This is a genomic window from Burkholderia sp., assembly GCF_018375725.1.
Taxonomy (GTDB): Bacteria; Pseudomonadota; Gammaproteobacteria; order Burkholderiales; family Burkholderiaceae; genus Burkholderia.
On record NZ_JAHACR010000047.1, the window covers coordinates 1 to 19,450 of the forward strand.

The window sequence follows — 19,450 nt, forward strand, 5'->3', positions numbered from 1 at the left end:
GGTGCAGCGCGTGGAAGCGGCTCGACGCGCTCATGAACTCGCTGTTCATGCGCGCGAGGCGGCCGCTGCGCATCCGGATGTCGGGATCTTCGTACACCGCCATGCTGCGCGTTGCTTCGAAACCGACCACGTCGGCGACGAAACGCGTGTGCACGTTTTCGATATGTGCGCGATCGAGCTGGCCGGACAACGCCGACGCGACGTAGTCGACGAACGTGCCGAAACGCCTGCGGACGGTCAAGCGCATCTGCTCGCGCGTGTACTGCGGGAACACGAGCGCGCTGACGACGCCCGCGGCCACGATTCCGACCGTGATTTCGGCGACCCGCGTCATCGCGGTCATGAACGCGCCGTCGGGATGTTGCGACGCGGGCAGGCCGATCAGCGCGGCGGTATAGCCGGCGAGCAGGAAACCGTAGCTGCGAAAGTTGCGGTTGTACGCGGCGCCGGCCGTGCACAGCGCGACCCACAGCGCGATCGCGATCAGGAAGGCCGCGGGCTGCTGCGGGAACAGACCGACGAACGTGAGCGTGGCGACCAGCCCGACGAACGTGCCGACGAGACGGTAGAAGCTTTTCGCGAATACCGCGCCGCTGTACGGCTGCATCACGATGAACACGGTGGTCATCGCGGTCTTCGGCGCAGGCAGCTCGAGACGCATCGCGACGCCGAGCGCGAGAAACGCCGCGAGCAGCGCCTTGACGAGATACAGCCACGCAACGCCATCGGTGCGCGCCCAGTCGCCGGCGGCGGCGAGCCATGCCGACGGCCGACCGGCGCCGCCAGGCATGAAAGCCGAGGATGAAGCGGGCATGGCGAATGCTCCGCGTTACTTGACCGCCGGCACGCTTGCCGGTGCCGCTGCCGCTGCCTTGGTCGGCGAGGCAACCTGGGCGGCGGGGGCAGCGTGCTCGGGCTTGGCGCCGGACGAGGCATCGGCGCCTGCCGAGCGGCCCGCCGACGGCTGGTCTTTCGACATGTCGTCGCCGGTTCCGACGCCGCCGCCGAGCGCGGCGATCAGCGACGCGTGAATCGTCAGGCGTTCCGCGTCGATGCGTGCGGCCGTATCCTGCGCACGCAGCAACTGCTGCTGAGCGATCAGCACGTTGACGTAATCGGTCAGGCCGCGACGGAAGCCTTCGCGCGACAGTTGGTACGTGCGCTGATTGATGGCGACCGAGCGAGCGGCGTCCTCTTTCTGCGTTTCGATCGACTTGGTCCGCACGACCAGATCCGAGATGTCCTTCAGTGCGCGCAGGATCGTCTGGTTGTAGTGCTCGACCGCCTGGTCGTAGCCGGCCGCAGCCGCGCCGAGTTGCGCGCGCAGACGGCCGCCGACGAAGATCGGCAGCGAAATCGCAGGGCCGAAGCTGTAGCCGCCGTTCATCGCGCGCAGGAAGCCGGCGAACGGCTGGGTCACGCCGAAGCCGCCGACGGTCGCCAGCAGGTTGACGTTCGGATAGAAGTCGGCCTTCGCGACCTCGATGCCGCGTGCCTGTGCGTCGACCAGCCAGCGCGCCGCGACGACGTCCGGCCGGCGGCCGATCAGCTCGGCCGGCATCGTCGACGGCAAGCCGCCCGGCCCGTTGAGCACGAGCTTTGGCCGGCCGATCGAGTCGCCTGCGCCCGGACCCTTGCCGGCCAGTGCGGCAAGCTGGTGGCGCGCGAGTTCGACCCCTTCTTCATAGGTATCGATCTGGCGCTCGAAATCGGGGAGCGTCGCTTCGGCCTGGCTGACATCGAGTTGCGTGCCGATGCCGCCTTTCAGGCGCTTGCGCGCGAGATCGGCCAGCCCTTCCTGTCGTTTGAGCGTATCGTGCGCAAGATCGAGCAGCGCGTAGTTCATCGACAGCGAAATGTAGGTTCGCACGACGTTGACCTCGATCTCGAGCCGCGCGGCGCGGGCGTCGGCCGACGTCGCGTGGGCGACGTCGAGCGCGCGTTCGGTCGCGTTCTTGTCCTTGCTCCACAGATCGAGGTGATACGACAGGTTGAGCGTGCCGGTGTTATTCCAGTCGTTGGCATCGGCGATGATGCCGGGGCCGTAGAACTGGTTGGTCGGCCACTGCTGACGCATCAGCGACAGATTGCCGTTGATCTGCGGCAATTCGGTCGAATGGGCGATGCGAACCATGGCCTGTGCTTCGCGCACGCGCGCCTGCGCAGCTGCGAGCGTCGGGTTGCCGGCCAGCGCGGCAGCAATCCACGCATCGAGTTGCGGGTCGCGATACACCCGCCACCAGTCGGCGGCCGGCCAGCCGGCGTCGCGATCGGCTGCGTGGATCGCCTCGCCGGCTTCGAGCGAGCCCGGATCGATCTGCTTTGACTGCGGCGCATTGTTGCCCATGCTCGCGCATCCGGCCATTGTTAATGAGAATGCAAGAACCGCGAGTGCTAGCGTCCCTCTTATTACCGGAGACTGCACGATTTTCTCCCTTTCGGATATAGATGAGTCGGGGGCGATTATATTTTGCCTCGATTCCTGAATAAATGGACAACGGTGCAAGGAATTTTTACAGGAACTGAGACAATATTGTTTCTGTTATATGCAACAATCGTACCGGATTCAACCGGGTGAAGGCATGGATACGTTACAGAACATGCGTGTATTCCTCCGAGTGGTCGACGCGGGGAGCTTTACCGCAGCAGCCCACCAGATGAATTCGACGACCGCCTATGCATCGCGCGCCGTTTCGGATCTGGAGGCGCATCTGCGCACGCGTCTGCTGAACAGGACGACACGGCGGATCGCGCTGACCGAAGCGGGTGAGCGGTACCTACAGCGTTGTGAGCAGATTCTCGCATATGTCGACCAGGCCGAGGCAGAGGCGAGCGACGCTCACGCCCGCCCGTCGGGCAGGCTGAAAGTGCATTGCTTCACAAGTCTCGGGCAGCACTACACGGTGCCTGCCGTGTCGCGCTACCGCGAGCGCTACCCGGAGGTCGACGTCGAACTGACGCTTGCGCAGCGGATGCCGGATCTGCTCGACGAAGGCTACGACGTCGCGATCGTCGTCGGCCGCGATCTGCCGGACTCGGGCCTCGTGTCGCAGCGTCTCGGCGAGACTTACAACGTCGTGTGCGCATCGCCGGCCTACATCGAAAAGCACGGTTTGCCGCAGCGACCGGAGGATCTCACGAAACACGTCTGTCTGGGCATGGCCGCGCCTGGATTCCACTGCGACGAATGGACGCTGGCCGGGCCGAACGGCGAACAGACCGTCGCGCTCGCGGCGCCGCCGTTTCGCGTCAACGTTGCCGAGGCGCTCGCGGCCGCTGTCCGGGAAGGCATGGGGATTGGCGTGCTGCCGTTGTATTCGGCGATCGGCGGGCTGCGCAGCGGCAGCTTCGTGAATGTGCTGCCCGAATATCGTTCGCACGTGATGAACGTCTATGCGCTGTATCCGTCCCGCCGGTATCTCGATGCGAAGATCCGGACCTGGGTCGATTTCCTGCGCGAAGCGCTGCCGGCCATGCTCGACGCCGACGAGGCGTTGCTGAAGCAACTCACCCGCGTGGCCTGAGCGCCAGCGCGCTTACCCAATCTAACGAGATTTATCGTTCACGCAACATTTTTTTACCATCACCCGGCCGACAGTTTGGTACTGTCTGATCCATAGTGATCAGCAATATGGAGAAGCAATGGATACGCACCTGATGATTGGCCTTGGCGTGCTGTTCGGCGTGATTGCCGCTGTCGCATCGCGCGACCTTCTGCGTGCGATGAAGGCACGCCTGCAACCGGCGCCGGTCCGGGTGCGTTCGGCGTCGGAAGCGGCACGCCGTCTCGGACGCTGAAGCGGGGCGCTCAGGGCGAGGCCGCCTCGTCGAGCGTCACGACCTTGTCCCACGCGAACGCGGGGTTTTCGCGCTCACCGGTGCGCCGGTGGATATAGCCGCGCGGATTGCATACGACGCGCGTACCGTCTTCCGCCAGGTAATCGAATGAAGTGTGCGTGTGGCCGTGCACCCACAGGGCGACCGGCGCATGCACGAGTCCCGCCAGATCGTTGATGAAGCCGGCCGACACCGGATCCTGCGCGTACCGTTCGGCGAGCGAGCGCCGATGCGGCGCATGATGCGTCACGACGATCGTCCGGCCGGCAAACGGCGTCGCCAGCTGCGCTTCGAGCCATGCGCGTGCATGGCGGTGCAGCGCGAGCGAGTCCGCCGGCGTGAAATCGCGCTCGGCGCCGCATGCCGGCGTATCCATGCCGGCATGGACGGCCGCGTCGCGCGGCCATGTCACCTGAATCAACCCCCTGAAATCGAGCATCACGCGCGATGACGCCTCGATCGCATGCGCGATGCTCGCGTCGTCCGCGCCGAACAGCGCAAAATCCGTCCAGAGCGTCGTGCCGAGCACGCGAAAGCGTGCTGCCGGATCGACGTACACGTCGTTGTTCAGGTAATGCACATGGTCGAGCGCGCCTGCCGCGTCGCGCATCGCCGTCTCGAGCGCGCCGAATTCGCCGTCGTAGTACTCGTGATTGCCCGGCACGTAAATGACCGGCACCTCCGGATCGAACGTCTCGGCCGCCCAGCGCAGGCCTTCCGCGTGATTGTGGATGTCGCCCGCCAGCACGACGAGATCCGCGTCGGCATGGGGAATGACCTCAGGCTGGTTGCCTTCGAGATGAAGATCGGACAGCACGCGGACTTTCACGAATAGCGCTCCTCGATGTCTGTCTTCAGCGTAGCACTTTGCCGGGGTTCATCAGGTCGAGCGGGTCGAGCGCGGTCTTTACCGCACGCATCAGCCCGATCTCGACCGGCGACTTGTAGCGTTGCGCATCGTCGATCTTCAGCTGGCCGATGCCGTGCTCGGCGCTGATCGTGCCGCGGTGACGCTGCACGTTGTCGTAGACGATGCGATTGACCGGCGCCTGACAGGCGGCGAGGAACGCCTTGGCGTCGCCGCCTTCGGGCGTCTGCACGTTGTAGTGGAGATTGCCGTCGCCGAGATGGCCGAACGTCACCATCCGGGCGCCCGGCGCCGCCTGCTGGATCGCCGCGTCGGTTTCGTCGATGAAGCGTGCGATCGACGAGATCGGCACGGCGATGTCGTGCTTGATGTTCAGTCCTTCGTCGGCCTGCGCGAGCGGAATATGCTCGCGCAGATCCCAGAATGCGCGCGACTGCGCGAGATTTTCCGCGACCACCGCATCGACGACGAGACCGGCCTCGAACGCCTCTTCCATCAGTTTTTCAAACAGTGCGCGGGCATGCGTCTCGCTCTCGTTGTCGGACAGCTCGAGCAGCACCGTTTGCGGATGCGTCTGTTCGAACGGGTAGCGCAGCTGCGGATAGTGCTTGCCGACGAGCTGCATGCAGAAATCCGACATCAGCTCAAAGCCGGTCAGGAGCGGGCCGGCCGCACGCTGTGCGAGCGCGAGGAAGTCGAGCGCCGCATGCGGCGATTCGAGTGCCGCGAGCGCGGTGACTTGCGCGGCGGGCAGCGGATGCAGTTTCATCACGGCCGCGGTGATGATGCCGAGCGTGCCTTCGGCGCCGATGAACAGGTCGCGCAGATCGTAGCCGGTGTTGTCCTTGCGCAAGCCGCGCAGACCGTCCCAGATCTCGCCTTGAGGCGTCACGACCTCAAGCCCGAGACATAGCTCGCGTGCGTTGCCGTAGCGCAGCACCGCCGTGCCGCCCGCGTTCGTCGCGAGATTGCCGCCGATCGTGCAGCTGCCTTCGGCGGCAAGGCTCAGCGCGAACAATCGGCCGGCTTCGCGTGCGCGGGCCTGCACGTCGGCGAGGATGACGCCGGCTTCGACGGTGATCGTGTTGTTGTGCGGATCGAGCGCGCGCGTGCGATTGAGTCGCGCAAGACTCAGCACCGCCTGACGGCCGCTCGCGTCGGGCGTCGCGCCCCCGGCGAGGCCCGTGTTGCCGCCTTGCGGCACGATCGCGACGCCATGCTCGACCGCGAGTTTCACGAGTGCTGCGACTTCGGCGGTGTCGGCCGGCCTCAGCACGGCACACGCGGCGCCCTTGTAGCGGCGGCGCCAGTCGGTCAGGAACGGCTCGGTATCGTGCGGATCGGTCAGCACGTAGGCGTCGCCGATCGCTTGCCGGCAGGCGGAAACGAATGCGTCGGAAGAATTCATGGCGTTCGGTGTGAGTGGGTCAGGACGCGGCGCGCTGCTTTTTTGCCGCGCGCTTGAATGGCGCGACATACGCGAGCGCAGCCGCGAAAAATCCGACGGCGAGGGCGGTTTCGCACCAGCCGAGCGTCGCAGACAGGCCGCGATCGGTCATGCCGCGCACGATGCCTTCGGCGAAATAGACGAGGATCAGCAGGCTCGCCCACTGCATCGTATAGACATTGCGCCGCCAGACGCCGGGCAGCGCGATCGCGAGCGGTACCGCCTTGAGCATCAACGCCGATCCGCCGGGCCGCAGCGGCGCGAGCCACAGCTCCCAGGCGAGCGAAAGTGCGATGAGGGCGGCGAGACAGGCGACCGCCGCCCGCGCATGACGCGGCCGGGCGGCGAGGGCGGGGTCGCGCGGGTTCATGCGTCGGCGAGGGCCGCGGCGGCGCGGGCGAGCCGCGCGCCGAGCGCTGCGGCGAGCGCTTTCTCGTCCGCAGACAGGCCGCCGGGCGCCGCACGGTCATGCCGGGAAACGTGCGAAGCGCCGTACGGTGTGCCGCCCGTTTGCGTCGTGCTGAGCGCAGATTCGGTGTACGGAATGCCGACGATCATCATGCCGTGATGGAGCAGCGGCAGCATCATTGACAGGAGCGTGGATTCCTGGCCGCCGTGCAGACTGCCGGACGATGTGAACACGCACGCAGGCTTGCCGGTCAAGGCGCCGGACAGCCATTGCGGCGTCGTGCCGTCGAGAAAATACTTGAGGGACGCGGCCATGTTGCCGAAGCGGGTCGGCGAACCGAGCGCGAGGCCCACGCATTCCTCGAGATCGCGCAGCTCGGCATACGGCGGCCCGTCGGCGGGTATGTCGGGTTCGATCGTTTCGCAGAGGGTCGAGACGGACGGTACGGTCCGGATGCGCGCCTGCATGCCGGGCACGCTGTCGATGCCGATTGCAATGGCGAGCGCGAGATCGCGGGTTGCGCCGTGGCGGCTGTAGTAAAGGACGAGGATGTCTTTCATAGGCCCGGCTATTATAGGGGCTGAAGCTGTCGCATTGCGCGCCGGCACGCGTCGCCGGACGCGCGGCACGAAGCAGGAGGAAAGCCATTGCCGAAGTTGAGCGTCGATCTCGACACCCTCAAGCGCCTCGCGCGCTTTGCCGCCAAACGCAGCGCCGAGGATCGTATTCCGCAAGTGGCGGGCAGCCTCACGTTCACGACGATGCTGGCGCTCGTGCCGCTCGTGACGGTTGCGTTCGCGCTGTTCACCGCGTTCCCGATGTTTGCGTCGTTCCAGATCTCGCTGCAGGGATTCCTCGCCGATCACCTGATGCCGGCGCAATTCAACGTCCAGATCTTCAAATACCTGAACCAGTTTGCGTCGAAGGCGAAAGGGCTGACGACGGCGGGCCTGATCGTGCTGGTCGTCACGTCGGTGATGATGATGATGACGATCGAATCGGCGTTCAACCTGATCTGGCGCGTGCGCAAGCCACGGCCGTTTGCGCAGCGCGTGCTCGCTTACTGGGCGCTGATCACGCTCGGGCCGCTGCTGTTCGGCGTGAGCCTGTCGATCTCGTCGTACCTGTTTACGCAGTCGCTGGCGATGACCGGCGCTTCGGCCACGCCGCCCATTGTCGAATGGCTGCTGACGTTCGCGTCGCTGCCGCTGACGGTGCTCGCATTTACGCTGTTCTACGTCTATCTGCCGAATTGCACCGTCGCATGGCGTGACGCCGTGCTCGGCGGCTTGTTCGCCGCGGTCGCGTTCGAACTGGCGAAGCGCGGATTCGGCTACTACGTGCGGCGGATCCCGACCTACACCGCGGTTTACGGCGCATTTGCCGCGCTGCCGGTATTCCTGTTGTGGATGTACCTGAGCTGGTTCATCACGTTGCTTGGCGCGATGCTGACATCGGCGCTGCCGGCGATTCGCGTCGGCCAGTTTCATCGCGTCCACTATCCGGGCAGCGATCTGCTCGATGCGCTCGAACTGCTCACGCGGCTTGCCGAGGCGCGGGCGGCTGGCAAGCCCGGCTACTCGGCGGTGCGGCTCGCGGCAACGCTGCGTTTCGACGTGGAAACCGCGCAGCGCCTGCTGGCGGTGATGGAGGAGCACGAGTGGGTCGCGCGGCTGGACCGCGGCGACGGCTCGCCGCGCTACGTGCTGCTCGCGAATCCGGAGCAACTGACGCTCGCGACGCTGTTTGACGTCCTGGTGATCGACCGCGCGGAACTGACTTATCAGTTGCAGCGCCGCCGCTCCCATGTCGATGGCTCCGCGCTGCTCGCCGCGCTGACGAGCGAACGCTTCGACGTCCCGCTGTCGTCGCTGATTGCCGCGCACCGGAGCGCGGCCGAACCAGCCGAAGCGCATGCCGCGCCGGACGCACATGCGCATCCGCACCGCGCAGCCTGAGCGCACGGTGCGCCGGGCATCCGCCCGGATCCGCGTCAGAGCGGTATCTTCCCGGTGCAGATATCCTTGAACATGACCCAGTCGCCCATCAGGCTGTAGATCGGGTGACGGAACGTCGCCGGGCGGTTCTTCTCGAAGAAGAAGTGACCGACCCAGGCAAACGCGTAGCCGCACACGGCGGCGGCCGGCAGCCACAGCCAGTCGCCGGTCGCGAGCGCCATCGCGAGGCAGCCGATGACGCCGAGCGAGCCGATGAAATGCAGCCGGCGCGACGTCAGGTTTTGATGTTCGTTCAGGTAGTACGGGTAGAAATCGGCAAAGCTGGCGAAATGTTCCGTATGCGTATGCGCCATGTTCGTCTCCTGGGGGCGCGCTGTCGATGAAGTCATTGTGCGGCGAGCGGCGGCCGTCCGCAAGCGGGGCGCCGGAGCGGCTCCGCGCGGCACGTGTCTGTCCGGGCGCTCCGCTTGCTTTCCTTTTGACAGGCTTTCCGATAGCATCGAAAAAGCGGTTTTGCCATATATAGAGGTGAGGGGACTACGATGCGCGTCAGCGATATTCTGAAAGTGAAGGGCAACACGCTGTTTACAGTGACGCCCGACCAGCCGCTGCGCGAAGCGGTCGACACGATGGCCGAGCACGACATCGGCTCGCTGGTCGTGATGGAGTACGGCGATCTCGTCGGGATACTGACGTTCCGCGAAATCATCCTGCGCCTGCGTGAGAACGGCGGTGCGATCGGCGACGTGCAGGTGCGCAAGGTCATGGACGAGCCGCTGACCTGCACCCCCGAAACGGATGTCAACGAAGTGCGCCGTATGATGCTCGAGCGCCATGCGCGCTACATGCCGGTGCTCGACAAGAAGGTGCTGATGGGCGTGATTTCGTTCTACGACGTCGCGAAGACGGTCGTCGAGGCGCAAAGCTTCGAGAACCGGATGCTGAAGGCCTACATCCGCGACTGGCCGGAACCCGAGGCCGAGCACAAGCCCCACGCCGGCTGAGCGCCGCGCCCGGGCCGGCGGTCCGGCACGGGCATTCGTCCAGCGCGCGGCAGTGCAAGTCCCGCTTGCGAATCCGGCGCTGCCACCCATCGTTCCGATGACAATCAAGGTCCGCGCAGCTTCGCCAGGACGGGGGGCGCGTATCCCGTATGAGCGACCCAACGTCCGTCTCGTCAGAGCGCCGCGATGAGCGGCGCGCGCACGCATCCCAGTTCGACCTGTTGCGCGAACGCCGTTTCGCGCCGTTCTTCACGACCCAGTTCCTCGGCGCGTTGAACGACAACGTCTTCAAGATCGGTTTCACGTCGCTCGTGACGTACCACACCGCGCGCTTTTCCGGTGTCGACGCAAAGACCGCCGCGTTCCTGATTTCCGCGATCTTCATCCTGCCGTTCGTGCTGTTCTCGGCCACGTCCGGCCAGATCGCCGACAAATATGACAAGGCGCGCCTCACCCGTTTCGTGAAGACCTTCGAGATCGTGCTGATGCTGGTCGGCGCCGCGGGCTTCGTCACGCACGGCGCGGCGCTGCTGTATCTGTGCACGTTCCTGATGGGCGTGCATTCGACGCTGTTCGGGCCGGTCAAGTATTCATATCTGCCGCAGCACCTGAACGAACACGAGCTGGTCGGCGGAAACGGCCTGGTCGAAATGGGCACGTTCATCGCGATCCTGGTCGGCACGATCATCGGCGGGGCGGCCGCCGGGCTTTCCGGCAGCGGGGAAACCGTGCTGGCCGTCAGCGTCGTGGTCATTGCGCTTGCCGGCCGCGTCGCCGCGCAGCGCGTGCCGCCGACGCCCGCGCCGCAGCCGGATCTCGCGATCAACTGGAATCCGTTCAGCGAGACGTGGCGCAATCTCGCGCTCGCGCGGCAGAACCGCACCGTCTTCCTGAGCCTGCTCGGGATCTCGTGGCTGTGGTTCGTCGGCGCGACTTTCCTGACATCGTTTTTCAATTTCGCGAAGGACGTGCTGTCCGCGAGCCCCGATGTCGTCACGATCCTGCTCGCGACGTTCTCCGTCGGCATCGGTGCCGGTTCGCTGCTGTGCGAGAAGCTGTCGAGGCGGCGTGTCGAGATCGGTCTGGTGCCGCTCGGTTCGATCGGCATCAGCGCGTTCGCGATCGAGCTGTATTTCGCGAGCCATGCGCTGCCCGCGTCGCCGGGGCACCTGCTGTCGGTCGGCGAATTCCTGTCAGGTGCGCGCCACTGGCGGATCCTCGCCGATCTGTTCCTGCTCGCGATGTTCGGCGGCTTCTACAGCGTGCCGCTCTATGCGCTGATCCAGAGCCGCAGCGTGCCGACGCACCGTGCGCGGATCATCGCGGCGAACAACATCCTCAACGCGCTGTTCATGATCGTCTCGGCGCTGATGGCGATGGGGCTGACGCGGTCGGGCGTCGGCATTCCGGGGATCTTCCTCGTCACCGCCTTGCTCAACGTCGCCGTGGCGACATACATCTACCTGCTCGTGCCCGAATTCCTGCTGCGTTTCGGCGCGTGGGTGCTCGTGCACACGTTCTACCGGATCCGGCTCGTGCATGCGGAACGGATCCCGGAAGCGGGGCCGGCCGTGCTGGTATGCAATCACGTCAGCTATGTCGATGCGCTGGTGATCGCCGCTGCGAGCCCGCGGCCGATTCGCTTCGTGATGGATCACCGGATCTTCGACACGCGTTTTGCGAGCTGGGTGTTCCGGCATGCGAAGGCGATCCCGATCGCGCCGCGCCACGAGAACGCCGAACGGCTCACGCATGCCTATGACGCATGCGAAGCGGCGCTCAGGGAAGGCGAGCTGGTCTGCATTTTTCCGGAAGGCAAGCTGACCCGGACCGGCGACATCAACACGTTCCATCACGGCGTCATGGAGATCCTGCGCCGCGCCCAGACGCCGGTGATCCCGATGGCGCTGCGCGGACTGTGGGGCAGCGTGTTCTCGCGGCATGCGGATGCGCACTGGCCGCGTCCGGTGAAACGGGGCGTGATGAGTCGCCTGACGCTCGCGGTGGGCGAGCCGATGGCGGCCTCGGTGGCGACGCCCGAGGCGATGCAGGCGGCGGTCGCGGCGTTGCGCGGGGCGCGCAAATGACGGCGGCCGCCGCGTCGTCGGGCTCGCGCACGCCGGGACGGCTGGCATAATAGCGATTTTCCCGACTTCCTTTTGGGCGGTTCCACCATGTCCGGCAATACCCTCGGCACGCTTTTCACTGTTACGACCTTCGGCGAATCGCACGGTCCCGGGATTGGTTGCGTGATCGACGGCTGTCCGCCGGGAATGGCGCTCACCGAGGCCGACATCCAGCTCGAGCTCGATCGCCGCAAGCCCGGCACGTCGCGGCACGTCACGCAGCGTCAGGAGGCCGATCTGGTCGAGATCCTGTCGGGGGTGTTCGAAGGGCGCACGACTGGCGCGCCGATCGCGCTGCTGATCCGGAACACGGACCAGCGCAGCAAGGATTACGGCAACATCGTCGAGACGTTCCGGCCGGGCCACGCCGACTACACGTACTGGCAGAAATACGGCATCCGCGACTATCGCGGCGGCGGCCGGTCGTCCGCACGCCTGACCGCGCCGATCGTCGGGGCGGGCGCAGTCGCGAAGAAATGGCTGCGTGAGCGCTTTGGCGTCGAGGTGCGCGGCTGCATGAGCGCGCTTGGCGAGATCGAGGTGCCGTTCGTCGACTGGTCGAACGTGCGCGAGAATCCGTTCTTTTCGCCGAACGCGGCGATCGTCCCGCAACTCGAGGCCTACATGGATGCGCTGCGCAAGGATGGCGATTCGATCGGCGCGCGCATCGATGTCGTTGCGTCGGGCGTGCCGGTCGGCTGGGGCGAGCCGGTGTTCGACCGCCTCGACGCGGATATCGCGAAGGCGATGATGAGCATCAATGCGGTGAAGGGCGTCGAGATCGGCGCGGGTTTCGACAGCGTCGCGCAGCGCGGGTCGGTGCATGGTGACGAACTGACGCCGGAAGGCTTCTTCGGAAACCATGCGGGCGGCGTGCTCGGCGGCATTTCGACCGGGCAGGACATCACGGTGTCGATCGCGATCAAGCCGACCTCGAGCATCCGCACGCCGCGCCGCTCGATCACCAAGGCGGGTGAGCCGGCGACGGTCGAAACCTTCGGCCGTCACGATCCGTGCGTCGGCATCCGTGCGACGCCGATCGCCGAATCGATGCTTGCGCTGGTGCTGATCGACCACGCACTGCGTCATCGTGCGCAGTGCGGCGACGTGGCGACGGAAACGCCGAAGATCGCGGCGAGCGCGACCTGACACGCCGCAGGCGCGGCCGGAATCGACGGCCGTGCCGGATCAAGAAAAACGGGGCGCTGCGGAAAGCAGCGCCCCGTTTCGTTTGGTGCCGCGGGAAAGCGGCACATCCGGCGTTACATGTTCGGGTAATTCGGGCCGCCGCCGCCTTCCGGCGTGACCCACACGATGTTCTGCGTCGGATCCTTGATGTCGCAGGTCTTGCAGTGCACGCAGTTCTGCGCGTTGATGACGAGGCGGTCGCTGCCGTCGTCGTTCTTCACGAACTCGTAGACCGCGGCCGGGCAGAACCGCGCTTCCGGGCCCGCGTACTGGCGCAGGTTGATGTTCACCGGCACGCTCGCGTCCTTCAGCGTCAGGTGTGCCGGCTGGTTCTCCTCGTGGTTCGTGTTCGAGATGAACACGGACGACAGCCGGTCGAACGTCAGCTTGCCGTCCGGCTTCGGATACTCGATCGGCTCGCACTGCGACGCCGGCTTCAGCATCTCGTGATCCGCATGCTTGTGATGCAGCGTCCACGGCACGTTGCCGCCCATCAGCTTCTGTTCGAGGCCCACCATCAGCGTGCCGAGGTACAAGCCCTTGCCCATCCACTGCTTGAAGTTGCGCGCGCGGTACAGTTCGTTGTACAGCCACGACTGCCGGAATGCCTCCGGATAGGCGCTCAGCTCGTCGCCCTGGCGGCCGGCCTGCACCGCGTCGAACACGGCGTCCGCGGCCAGCATGCCGGTCTTGATCGCCGCGTGGCTGCCCTTGATCCGCGAGGCGTTCAGGAAGCCCGCGTCGTCGCCGACCAGCGCGCCGCCCGGGAACACCAGCTTCGGCAGCGACAGCAGGCCGCCCGCGGTGATCGCGCGCGCGCCGTACGACACGCGTTTGCCGCCTTCGAGGAACGCGCGGATCGACGGGTGCGTCTTGTAGCGCTGGAATTCCTCGAACGGCGACAGGTACGGGTTCGTGTAGCCGAGACCGACGACGAAACCGACCACGACCTGATTATTGTCCAGGTGATACAGGAACGAGCCGCCGTAGGTGTCCGACTTCAGCGGCCAGCCGGCGGTGTGAATCACGAGGCCCGGCTTGTGCTTGGCCGGGTCGATCTCCCACAGTTCCTTGATGCCGATCCCGTACGCCTGCGGATCGGCGTTCGCGTTCAGCTTGAACTTGTCCATCAGCTGGCGGCCGAGGTGACCGCGCGCGCCTTCGCAGAACAGCGTGTACTTCGCGTGCAGCTCCATGCCGAGCTGGAAGCTCCCGGTCGGCTCGCCGTCCTTGCCGACACCCATGTTGCCGGTCACGACACCCTTCACCGAGCCGTCGTCGTTGTACAGGATCTCCGCCGCCGGGAAGCCCGGGAAGATCTCGACGCCGAGCGCCTCGGCCACTGTCCCAAGCCAGCGCGTGACATTGCCGAGGCTGATCACGTAGTTGCCGTGGTTCTTGAAGTTGTCCGGCAGCGCCCAGTTCGGAACCTGCATCGCGCCCGTCTCGGACAGGAACAGGAAGCGGTCTTCGGTCACGGGCACGTCGAGCGGCGCGCCTTGTTCCTTCCAGTCCGGGATCAGCTCGTCGAGCGCGCGCGGATCCATCACCGCGCCGGACAGGATGTGTGCGCCGATCTCCGAGCCCTTTTCGAGCACGCAGACACTGATCTCGGTGCCTTTCTCGGCGGCGAGCTGCTTGAGCCGGATCGCCGCCGACAGACCGGCGGGGCCGCCGCCGACAATCACGACATCGTATTCCATCGATTCGCGCGGGCCGTACTGCTCGATGAGGCTTGCGGGGGTCATTGGCGTTCCTCTAACCGTTAGAATGCTTTTATTCGGGAGCGTATTGTCTGCGAAAGGAAACGCTCGCCGCAACTGAATGGCGGCTAGATTAGCACGCTCGTTCTATTTAGTATATCGGCGTGATGCCGCCCGGGCAGGGGCGGATGGCGCGGCGAAAGAATTTCGAAAGGGAGGCGTGATGGGTCGGTCGATCAATCTGGAAGGCAAGGTTGCGCTGGTGACGGGTGCTTCGAGCGGGCTCGGCCAGCGTTTTGCGCAGGTGCTGTCGCAGGCTGGCGCCAAGGTCGTGCTGGCGAGCCGGCGCGTCGAGCGGCTCAAGGAGCTGCGCGCCGAGATCGAGGCGGCCGGCGGTGCCGCGCATGTGGTGTCGCTCGACGTCACCGACGAGCAGAGCATCAAGGCGGCCGTCGCACATGCCGAAACGGAAGCCGGCACGATCGACATCCTCGTGAACAATTCGGGCGTCTCGACCATGCAGAAGCTCGTCGACGTCACGCCGTCCGATTTCGAGTTCGTGTTCGATACCAACACGCGCGGCGCGTTTTTCGTCGCGCAGGAAGTCGCGAAGCGGATGATCATGCGTTCGAACGGCAATGGCAAGCCGCCGTACCGGATCATCAACATTGCGTCGGTCGCGGGCCTGCGCGTGTTCCCGCAGATCGGGCTGTACGCCATGAGCAAGGCCGCTGTCGTGCACATGACGAAGGCGATGGCGCTCGAATGGGGCCGCCACGGCATCAACGTCAACGCAATCTGCCCGGGCTATATCGATACGGAAATCAATCACTACCTGTGGGAAACCGAGCAGGGCCAGAAGCTGCAATCGATGTTGCCGCGCCGGCGTGTCGGCAAGCCGCAGGATCTCGACGGACTGTTGTTGCTGCTCGCGGCCGACGAGTCGCAGTTCATCAACGGTTCCATAATCTCGGCGGACGACGGCCTCGGCCTTGCCTGACCGGATGACCTTGAGCAACGAAGAAGACTGTCATGAGCGACTACACGCCTGTTTTTGAAATGTCGATGCCGATCCGCTGGGGCGACATGGATGCATTCGGACACGTGAACAACACGGTCTATTTCCGCTACATGGAGCAGGCACGGATTTCCTGGTTCGAGCAGCTCGGTATCGCGGGCGGCAACGGCGAGGGACAGGGGCCGGTCGTCGTGACGGCGTCGATGGAGTTCCTGAAGCAGCTGCATTACCCGGGCGACGTGATCGCGAAGATGACGGTCGCGAAGCCGGGGCGCAGCAGCTTCGATACCGGCTTCGAGCTGACCCGCGCGGACGATCCGCTGCACGTCTATGCGCGCGGCAACGCGCGCTGCGTGTGGGTCGATTACGCGCTCGGCAAGTCGGTGCCGTTGCCCGATCTGCTGCGCGACACGATCGAGCGCTCGCTCGCCGCGAAAGTCGGCTGACGGCGGCACGCCGCCCGCCGATTCATGTCAATGGCCGAGCAGGCGCTGCAGCAGCTCAGCCATGTTTCCCGTCCCGTATTTGCGCATCAATCGCGCGCGGTAAATGTCGACCGTGCGAGAGCTGATGTCGAGGACGCGGCCGATCTGCTTGCTGGTCTTGCCGGTCGCGAGCTGCGCGGCGATCTCGCGTTCGCGCGGCGTCAGTTCGACCGCGACCCGGCGCGTGGCGCTCAGATCCTCGAACGTCCAGACGCCCGCGGAAAGCGGTGCGGTACGGTCGAGCGCGCGGCCCGTCACATGGCACCAGAACAGTTCGCCGTCCGCGCGCTTCATGATCCGGTCGTCCGCATAGATGCCGTTCGCGGCCATCACGCGCGAAATGCGCTCGCCGATCCGCTGGAATTCTCCCGGCGACGGGTAGAGCACCTCGTACGACTTGCCGATCAGGTCAGTCCGCGCGCAGCGGAAGATCGCCGCGACCGCGTCGTTGCAATCCTCGATCACGCGATCGCGCGACATGACGAGGCCAATCGGCGCGAGATGGAAGGCGGTCTGGTAATCGAGGGCGGGCATGGAGGCTGGAGAACGGGGGGCAATGCTTATGTAGTTTTGCGTATTGTGCCGCAACCGCGCCGCATCGTACCCTTTCCGGCGTATCGCGGTGCATGCCGCGGCAACAGGACAAGAAAAGATGCGCGGCGTCACGGCAGGCATGGCCGCACATGCATAGAATGATGCGGCGGGCCCGGCGGTCACGCAGGCGCGCGAACAAGGTTTTGCTGGTTTCCATAAAGGAAGGGACAAACAGATGAACAAAGTCTATCCAGGCGCGGCAGCCGCGCTGGAGGGGATCGTCCATGACGGGCAGACCTTCGCGGTGGGCGGTTTCGGCCTGTGCGGCATTCCCGAGGCGCTGATCGCCGCGTTGCGCGATTCGGGCGTCAAGGGCATCACCTGCATCAGCAACAACGCGGGCGTCGACGGCTTCGGCCTCGGCCTGCTGCTGGAAACGCGCCAGATCAAGAAGATGATCTCGTCCTACGTCGGCGAGAACAAGGAGTTCGAGCGCCAATACCTGGCCGGCGAACTCGAACTGGAATTCACGCCGCAGGGCACGCTCGCCGAGAAGCTGCGCGCGGGCGGTGCGGGCATCCCGGCATTCTTCACCAATACCGGCTACGGCACCGTGATCGCGGAAGGCAAGGAAACGCGCCAGTTCGGTGATCGCCACTACGTGCTCGAGCCGTCGCTGACGGCCGACATCGCGCTCGTGAAGGCCTGGAAGGCCGACAAGTCCGGCAACCTGGTCTATCGCCGCACCGCACGCAACTTCAATCCGATGTGTGCGATGGCGGGCAAGATCACGATCGCCGAAGTCGAGGAGATCGTCGAGAACGGCGAGCTCGATCCGGATCAGATCCACACGCCGGGGATTTTCGTGCAGCGGCTCGTCCTGAACGCGACGCCCGAGAAACGCATCGAACAACGCGTCGTTCGCGCGAAAGGAGACTGAGATGGCTTGGAATCGTGACCAGATGGCCGCGCGCGCGGCGCGGGAACTGCAGGACGGCTTCTACGTGAACCTCGGCATCGGCTTGCCGACGCTCGTTGCGAACCATGTGCCGGAAGGCGTCGAGGTCTGGCTCCAGTCGGAGAACGGTCTGCTCGGCATCGGCCCGTCGCCGACCGAGGACGAGGTCGATGCCGACCTGATCAACGCAGGCAAGCAGACCGTGACGACGCTGCCGGGTTCGTCGATCTTCTCGTCGGCCGATTCGTTCGCGATGATCCGCGGCGGCCACATCAACCTCGCGATCCTCGGGGCGATGCAGGTCAGCAAAAGCGGCGATCTCGCGAACTGGATGATCCCGGGCAAGATGATCAAGGGCATGGGCGGCGCGATGGATCTCGTCGCGGGCGTGAAGCGCGTCGTCGTGCTGATGGAGCATGTCGCGAAGGGCGACCAGCACAAGATCCTCGACGCGTGCAACCTGCCGCTGACAGGCGTGGGCGTCGTCGACCGGATCATCACCGATCTGGGCGTGATCGATGTTACGCCGGACGGTCTCAAGCTCGTCGAGCTCGCCGACGGCGTTACCGTCGACGAGATCAAGGCGAAGACCGGCGCACCGCTCGATACGAGCGCGATCGCGTAAGCGTTTTCCGCGCGGTAGCGGCGGAACGATCGCCCCGCATTCCGATTGAGTGCGGGGCGATTGTGTTTGTGGGGCGCCGAAGCCGAAGCCGAATCCGAAGCCGAATCCGGCCCGGGCGTCGGCGCGGCCGCGGGCGCCGACGGCGCACAGCCGCATCAAGGATCAGATCGTCGCGGGTCGATACGGCGCGCAGGTGGAGATGATCGGGCGGCCTGCGCGTCAACTCTGTCCTGTCGACCCGACCCCGGGAAGGGAAGCGGTTTACAATCGATCGCATCCGGTCGGCGCGCTGTTTGCGCCGTCATGCCTCGCCATTCGACAGGATGCCCCCGATGCCATCGACTTCCGCGAATTTCCCGATCCCGCGTATGCGGCGCGTGCAGTGTGCGAGCGCCGTCGGCCTTCACGACGTCGCTTATACCGAATGGGGCGATCCCGACAATCCGCGCGTGCTGGTCTGCGTGCACGGGCTGACCCGCTCGGGGCGCGATTTCGATCGTCTGGCCGCCGCGTTGTCCGATGTCTATCGTGTCGTCTGCCCGGACATCGCCGGTCGCGGCAAGTCAGACTGGCTCGCCGATCCGCGTCTTTACGGCATTCCGCAATATGTCTCGGACATGGTGACGCTGATCGCGCGCCTCGATGTCGAGGCGGTCGACTGGTTCGGCACGTCGATGGGCGGCCTGATCGGTCTCGCGCTCGCGGGGCTGCCGGGTGCGCCGATCCGGCGGATGATCGTCAATGACGTCGGCCCGCGCATCGAAGCCGACGCGTTGCAGCGCATCGGCGAATACCTCGGCGTGCATCCGCGCTTCGCGACGGAACAGGAAGGCATCGAATACCTGACGTCGCTGTCGCTGCCGTTTGGCGAGTTGAGTGCCGACGAGTGGTGCGAGATCAATGCGCCGCTGTTGCGCGAACTGCCGGAGGGCGGCTGGACGCTGCGCTATGACCCCCGGATCGCCGAGCCGTTCAAGGCGACGACGCCCGAACTCGCCGCGCTTGGCGAGGCGGCGTTGTGGCGTGCGATCGAGACGACGGAGGCGGAGGTGCTTGTCGTGCGCGGCGCAATGTCCGATCTGCTGTCGCGTGAGACGGTCGCCGAGATGATGCGGCGCGGCCGGTGTGTGTCGCAGGCGGAAATTGCCGGCGCGGGGCATGCGCCGGCCTTCATGAGCCCGCGGCAGATCGCGCTTGCACGCGGGTTTTTCCTCGGGGAAGGCGTCCACGCGTCATAATATGTGATTGGGCGGCGCGCCGGCCGGTTCCGCACGCCGTTGGACTGGCGTG

General features: G+C 65.6%; 20 protein-coding genes. 11 read left to right on the forward strand and 9 right to left on the reverse strand.

The window, feature by feature from the left end; all coding sequences use genetic code 11:
- Both KH616_RS08795 and KH616_RS08800 read right to left on the reverse strand, forming a co-directional pair.
- On the reverse strand, nt 1-814 hold an 814-nt coding region (locus tag KH616_RS08795), incomplete at its 3' end, for an FUSC family protein (protein WP_292241884.1).
- 15 nt (nt 815-829) lie between these two features.
- The gene (locus KH616_RS08800) at nt 830-2,425 is read right to left on the reverse strand and encodes an efflux transporter outer membrane subunit (RefSeq protein ID WP_292241887.1); all 1,596 of its coding nucleotides are present in this window, start codon (nt 2,423-2,425) and stop codon (nt 830-832) included.
- 157 nt (nt 2,426-2,582) lie between these two features.
- On the opposite strand from KH616_RS08800, the gene KH616_RS08805 reads away from it, so the two are divergent.
- Both KH616_RS08805 and KH616_RS08810 read left to right on the forward strand, forming a co-directional pair.
- Nucleotides 2,583-3,524 (forward strand): LysR family transcriptional regulator, encoded by a 942-nt coding sequence (locus KH616_RS08805; protein ID WP_292241890.1) that lies wholly within the window; start codon nt 2,583-2,585, stop codon nt 3,522-3,524.
- A gap of 118 nt (nt 3,525-3,642) precedes the next feature.
- Nucleotides 3,643-3,798: a hypothetical protein gene (locus tag KH616_RS08810; protein ID WP_292241893.1), complete on the forward strand. Its 156-nt coding sequence runs from the start codon at nt 3,643-3,645 to the stop codon at nt 3,796-3,798.
- 10 nt (nt 3,799-3,808) lie between these two features.
- On the opposite strand, the gene KH616_RS08815 is transcribed toward KH616_RS08810, so the two are convergent.
- The 4 genes from KH616_RS08815 to wrbA are packed head-to-tail and all read right to left on the reverse strand — an operon-like array spanning nt 3,809 to nt 7,121.
- Nucleotides 3,809-4,666: a metallophosphoesterase gene (locus KH616_RS08815; RefSeq protein ID WP_292241895.1), complete on the reverse strand. Its 858-nt coding sequence runs from the start codon at nt 4,664-4,666 to the stop codon at nt 3,809-3,811.
- Between the two features lie 25 nt (nt 4,667-4,691).
- Complete coding sequence (locus KH616_RS08820; RefSeq protein ID WP_292241898.1) at nt 4,692-6,113, reverse strand: FAD-binding oxidoreductase; 1,422 nt, start codon at nt 6,111-6,113, stop codon at nt 4,692-4,694.
- A gap of 19 nt (nt 6,114-6,132) precedes the next feature.
- Complete coding sequence (locus KH616_RS08825; RefSeq protein WP_292241900.1) at nt 6,133-6,522, reverse strand: DUF2069 domain-containing protein; 390 nt, start codon at nt 6,520-6,522, stop codon at nt 6,133-6,135.
- Nucleotides 6,519-7,121, reverse strand: a complete 603-nt coding sequence (gene wrbA, locus KH616_RS08830) for an NAD(P)H:quinone oxidoreductase (protein ID WP_292241902.1) — start codon at nt 7,119-7,121, stop codon at nt 6,519-6,521. Before wrbA ends, KH616_RS08825 begins: the two co-directional genes overlap by 4 nt.
- Before the next feature lie 87 nt (nt 7,122-7,208).
- Between wrbA and KH616_RS08835 the strand changes: the two genes are divergently transcribed.
- On the forward strand, nt 7,209-8,519 hold the full coding sequence (locus tag KH616_RS08835) for a YihY family inner membrane protein (RefSeq protein WP_292241904.1): 1,311 nt from the start codon (nt 7,209-7,211) through the stop codon (nt 8,517-8,519).
- 35 nt (nt 8,520-8,554) lie between these two features.
- Here the strand turns inward: KH616_RS08835 and KH616_RS08840 are convergent, their stop codons facing one another.
- On the reverse strand, nt 8,555-8,872 hold the full coding sequence (locus KH616_RS08840) for an Mpo1-like protein (protein WP_292241906.1): 318 nt from the start codon (nt 8,870-8,872) through the stop codon (nt 8,555-8,557).
- Nucleotides 8,873-9,061: 189 nt separating this feature from the next.
- On the opposite strand from KH616_RS08840, the gene KH616_RS08845 reads away from it, so the two are divergent.
- From KH616_RS08845 to aroC, 3 genes are all read left to right on the forward strand, one after another.
- Nucleotides 9,062-9,523 carry a CBS domain-containing protein gene (locus tag KH616_RS08845; protein WP_292241908.1) on the forward strand — a complete coding sequence of 154 codons (462 nt, stop codon included), beginning with the start codon at nt 9,062-9,064 and terminating at the stop codon, nt 9,521-9,523.
- Between the two features lie 149 nt (nt 9,524-9,672).
- On the forward strand, nt 9,673-11,610 hold the full coding sequence (locus KH616_RS08850) for an MFS transporter (RefSeq protein WP_292241911.1): 1,938 nt from the start codon (nt 9,673-9,675) through the stop codon (nt 11,608-11,610).
- An 87-nt stretch (nt 11,611-11,697) separates the two neighbouring features.
- Complete coding sequence (gene aroC / locus KH616_RS08855) at nt 11,698-12,798, forward strand: chorismate synthase (protein WP_292241914.1); 1,101 nt, start codon at nt 11,698-11,700, stop codon at nt 12,796-12,798.
- A 113-nt stretch (nt 12,799-12,911) separates the two neighbouring features.
- On the opposite strand, the gene KH616_RS08860 is transcribed toward aroC, so the two are convergent.
- Complete coding sequence (locus KH616_RS08860) at nt 12,912-14,585, reverse strand: electron transfer flavoprotein-ubiquinone oxidoreductase (protein ID WP_292241916.1); 1,674 nt, start codon at nt 14,583-14,585, stop codon at nt 12,912-12,914.
- A gap of 178 nt (nt 14,586-14,763) precedes the next feature.
- Here KH616_RS08860 and KH616_RS08865 point away from each other — a divergent pair, with 178 nt between their 5' ends.
- Both KH616_RS08865 and KH616_RS08870 read left to right on the forward strand, forming a co-directional pair.
- Nucleotides 14,764-15,540 carry an SDR family oxidoreductase gene (locus tag KH616_RS08865; RefSeq protein WP_292241919.1) on the forward strand — a complete coding sequence of 259 codons (777 nt, stop codon included), beginning with the start codon at nt 14,764-14,766 and terminating at the stop codon, nt 15,538-15,540.
- 32 nt (nt 15,541-15,572) lie between these two features.
- Nucleotides 15,573-16,004, forward strand: coding sequence for a thioesterase family protein (locus KH616_RS08870; protein WP_292241922.1), 432 nt, complete (start codon nt 15,573-15,575; stop codon nt 16,002-16,004).
- 27 nt (nt 16,005-16,031) lie between these two features.
- Here the strand turns inward: KH616_RS08870 and KH616_RS08875 are convergent, their stop codons facing one another.
- The gene (locus tag KH616_RS08875) at nt 16,032-16,577 is read right to left on the reverse strand and encodes a LuxR C-terminal-related transcriptional regulator (protein ID WP_292241924.1); all 546 of its coding nucleotides are present in this window, start codon (nt 16,575-16,577) and stop codon (nt 16,032-16,034) included.
- Nucleotides 16,578-16,812: 235 nt separating this feature from the next.
- On the opposite strand from KH616_RS08875, the gene KH616_RS08880 reads away from it, so the two are divergent.
- The 3 genes from KH616_RS08880 to KH616_RS08890 all read left to right on the forward strand — a co-directional run bounded on the left by KH616_RS08880 (nt 16,813) and on the right by KH616_RS08890 (nt 19,398).
- Nucleotides 16,813-17,517, forward strand: a complete 705-nt coding sequence (locus KH616_RS08880; RefSeq protein ID WP_292241926.1) for a CoA transferase subunit A — start codon at nt 16,813-16,815, stop codon at nt 17,515-17,517.
- A gap of 1 nt (nt 17,518) precedes the next feature.
- Complete coding sequence (locus KH616_RS08885; RefSeq protein WP_292241928.1) at nt 17,519-18,160, forward strand: CoA transferase subunit B; 642 nt, start codon at nt 17,519-17,521, stop codon at nt 18,158-18,160.
- Nucleotides 18,161-18,492: 332 nt separating this feature from the next.
- Nucleotides 18,493-19,398 (forward strand): alpha/beta hydrolase, encoded by a 906-nt coding sequence (locus KH616_RS08890; protein ID WP_292241929.1) that lies wholly within the window; start codon nt 18,493-18,495, stop codon nt 19,396-19,398.
- Nucleotides 19,399-19,450: the final 52 nt, after the last annotated feature.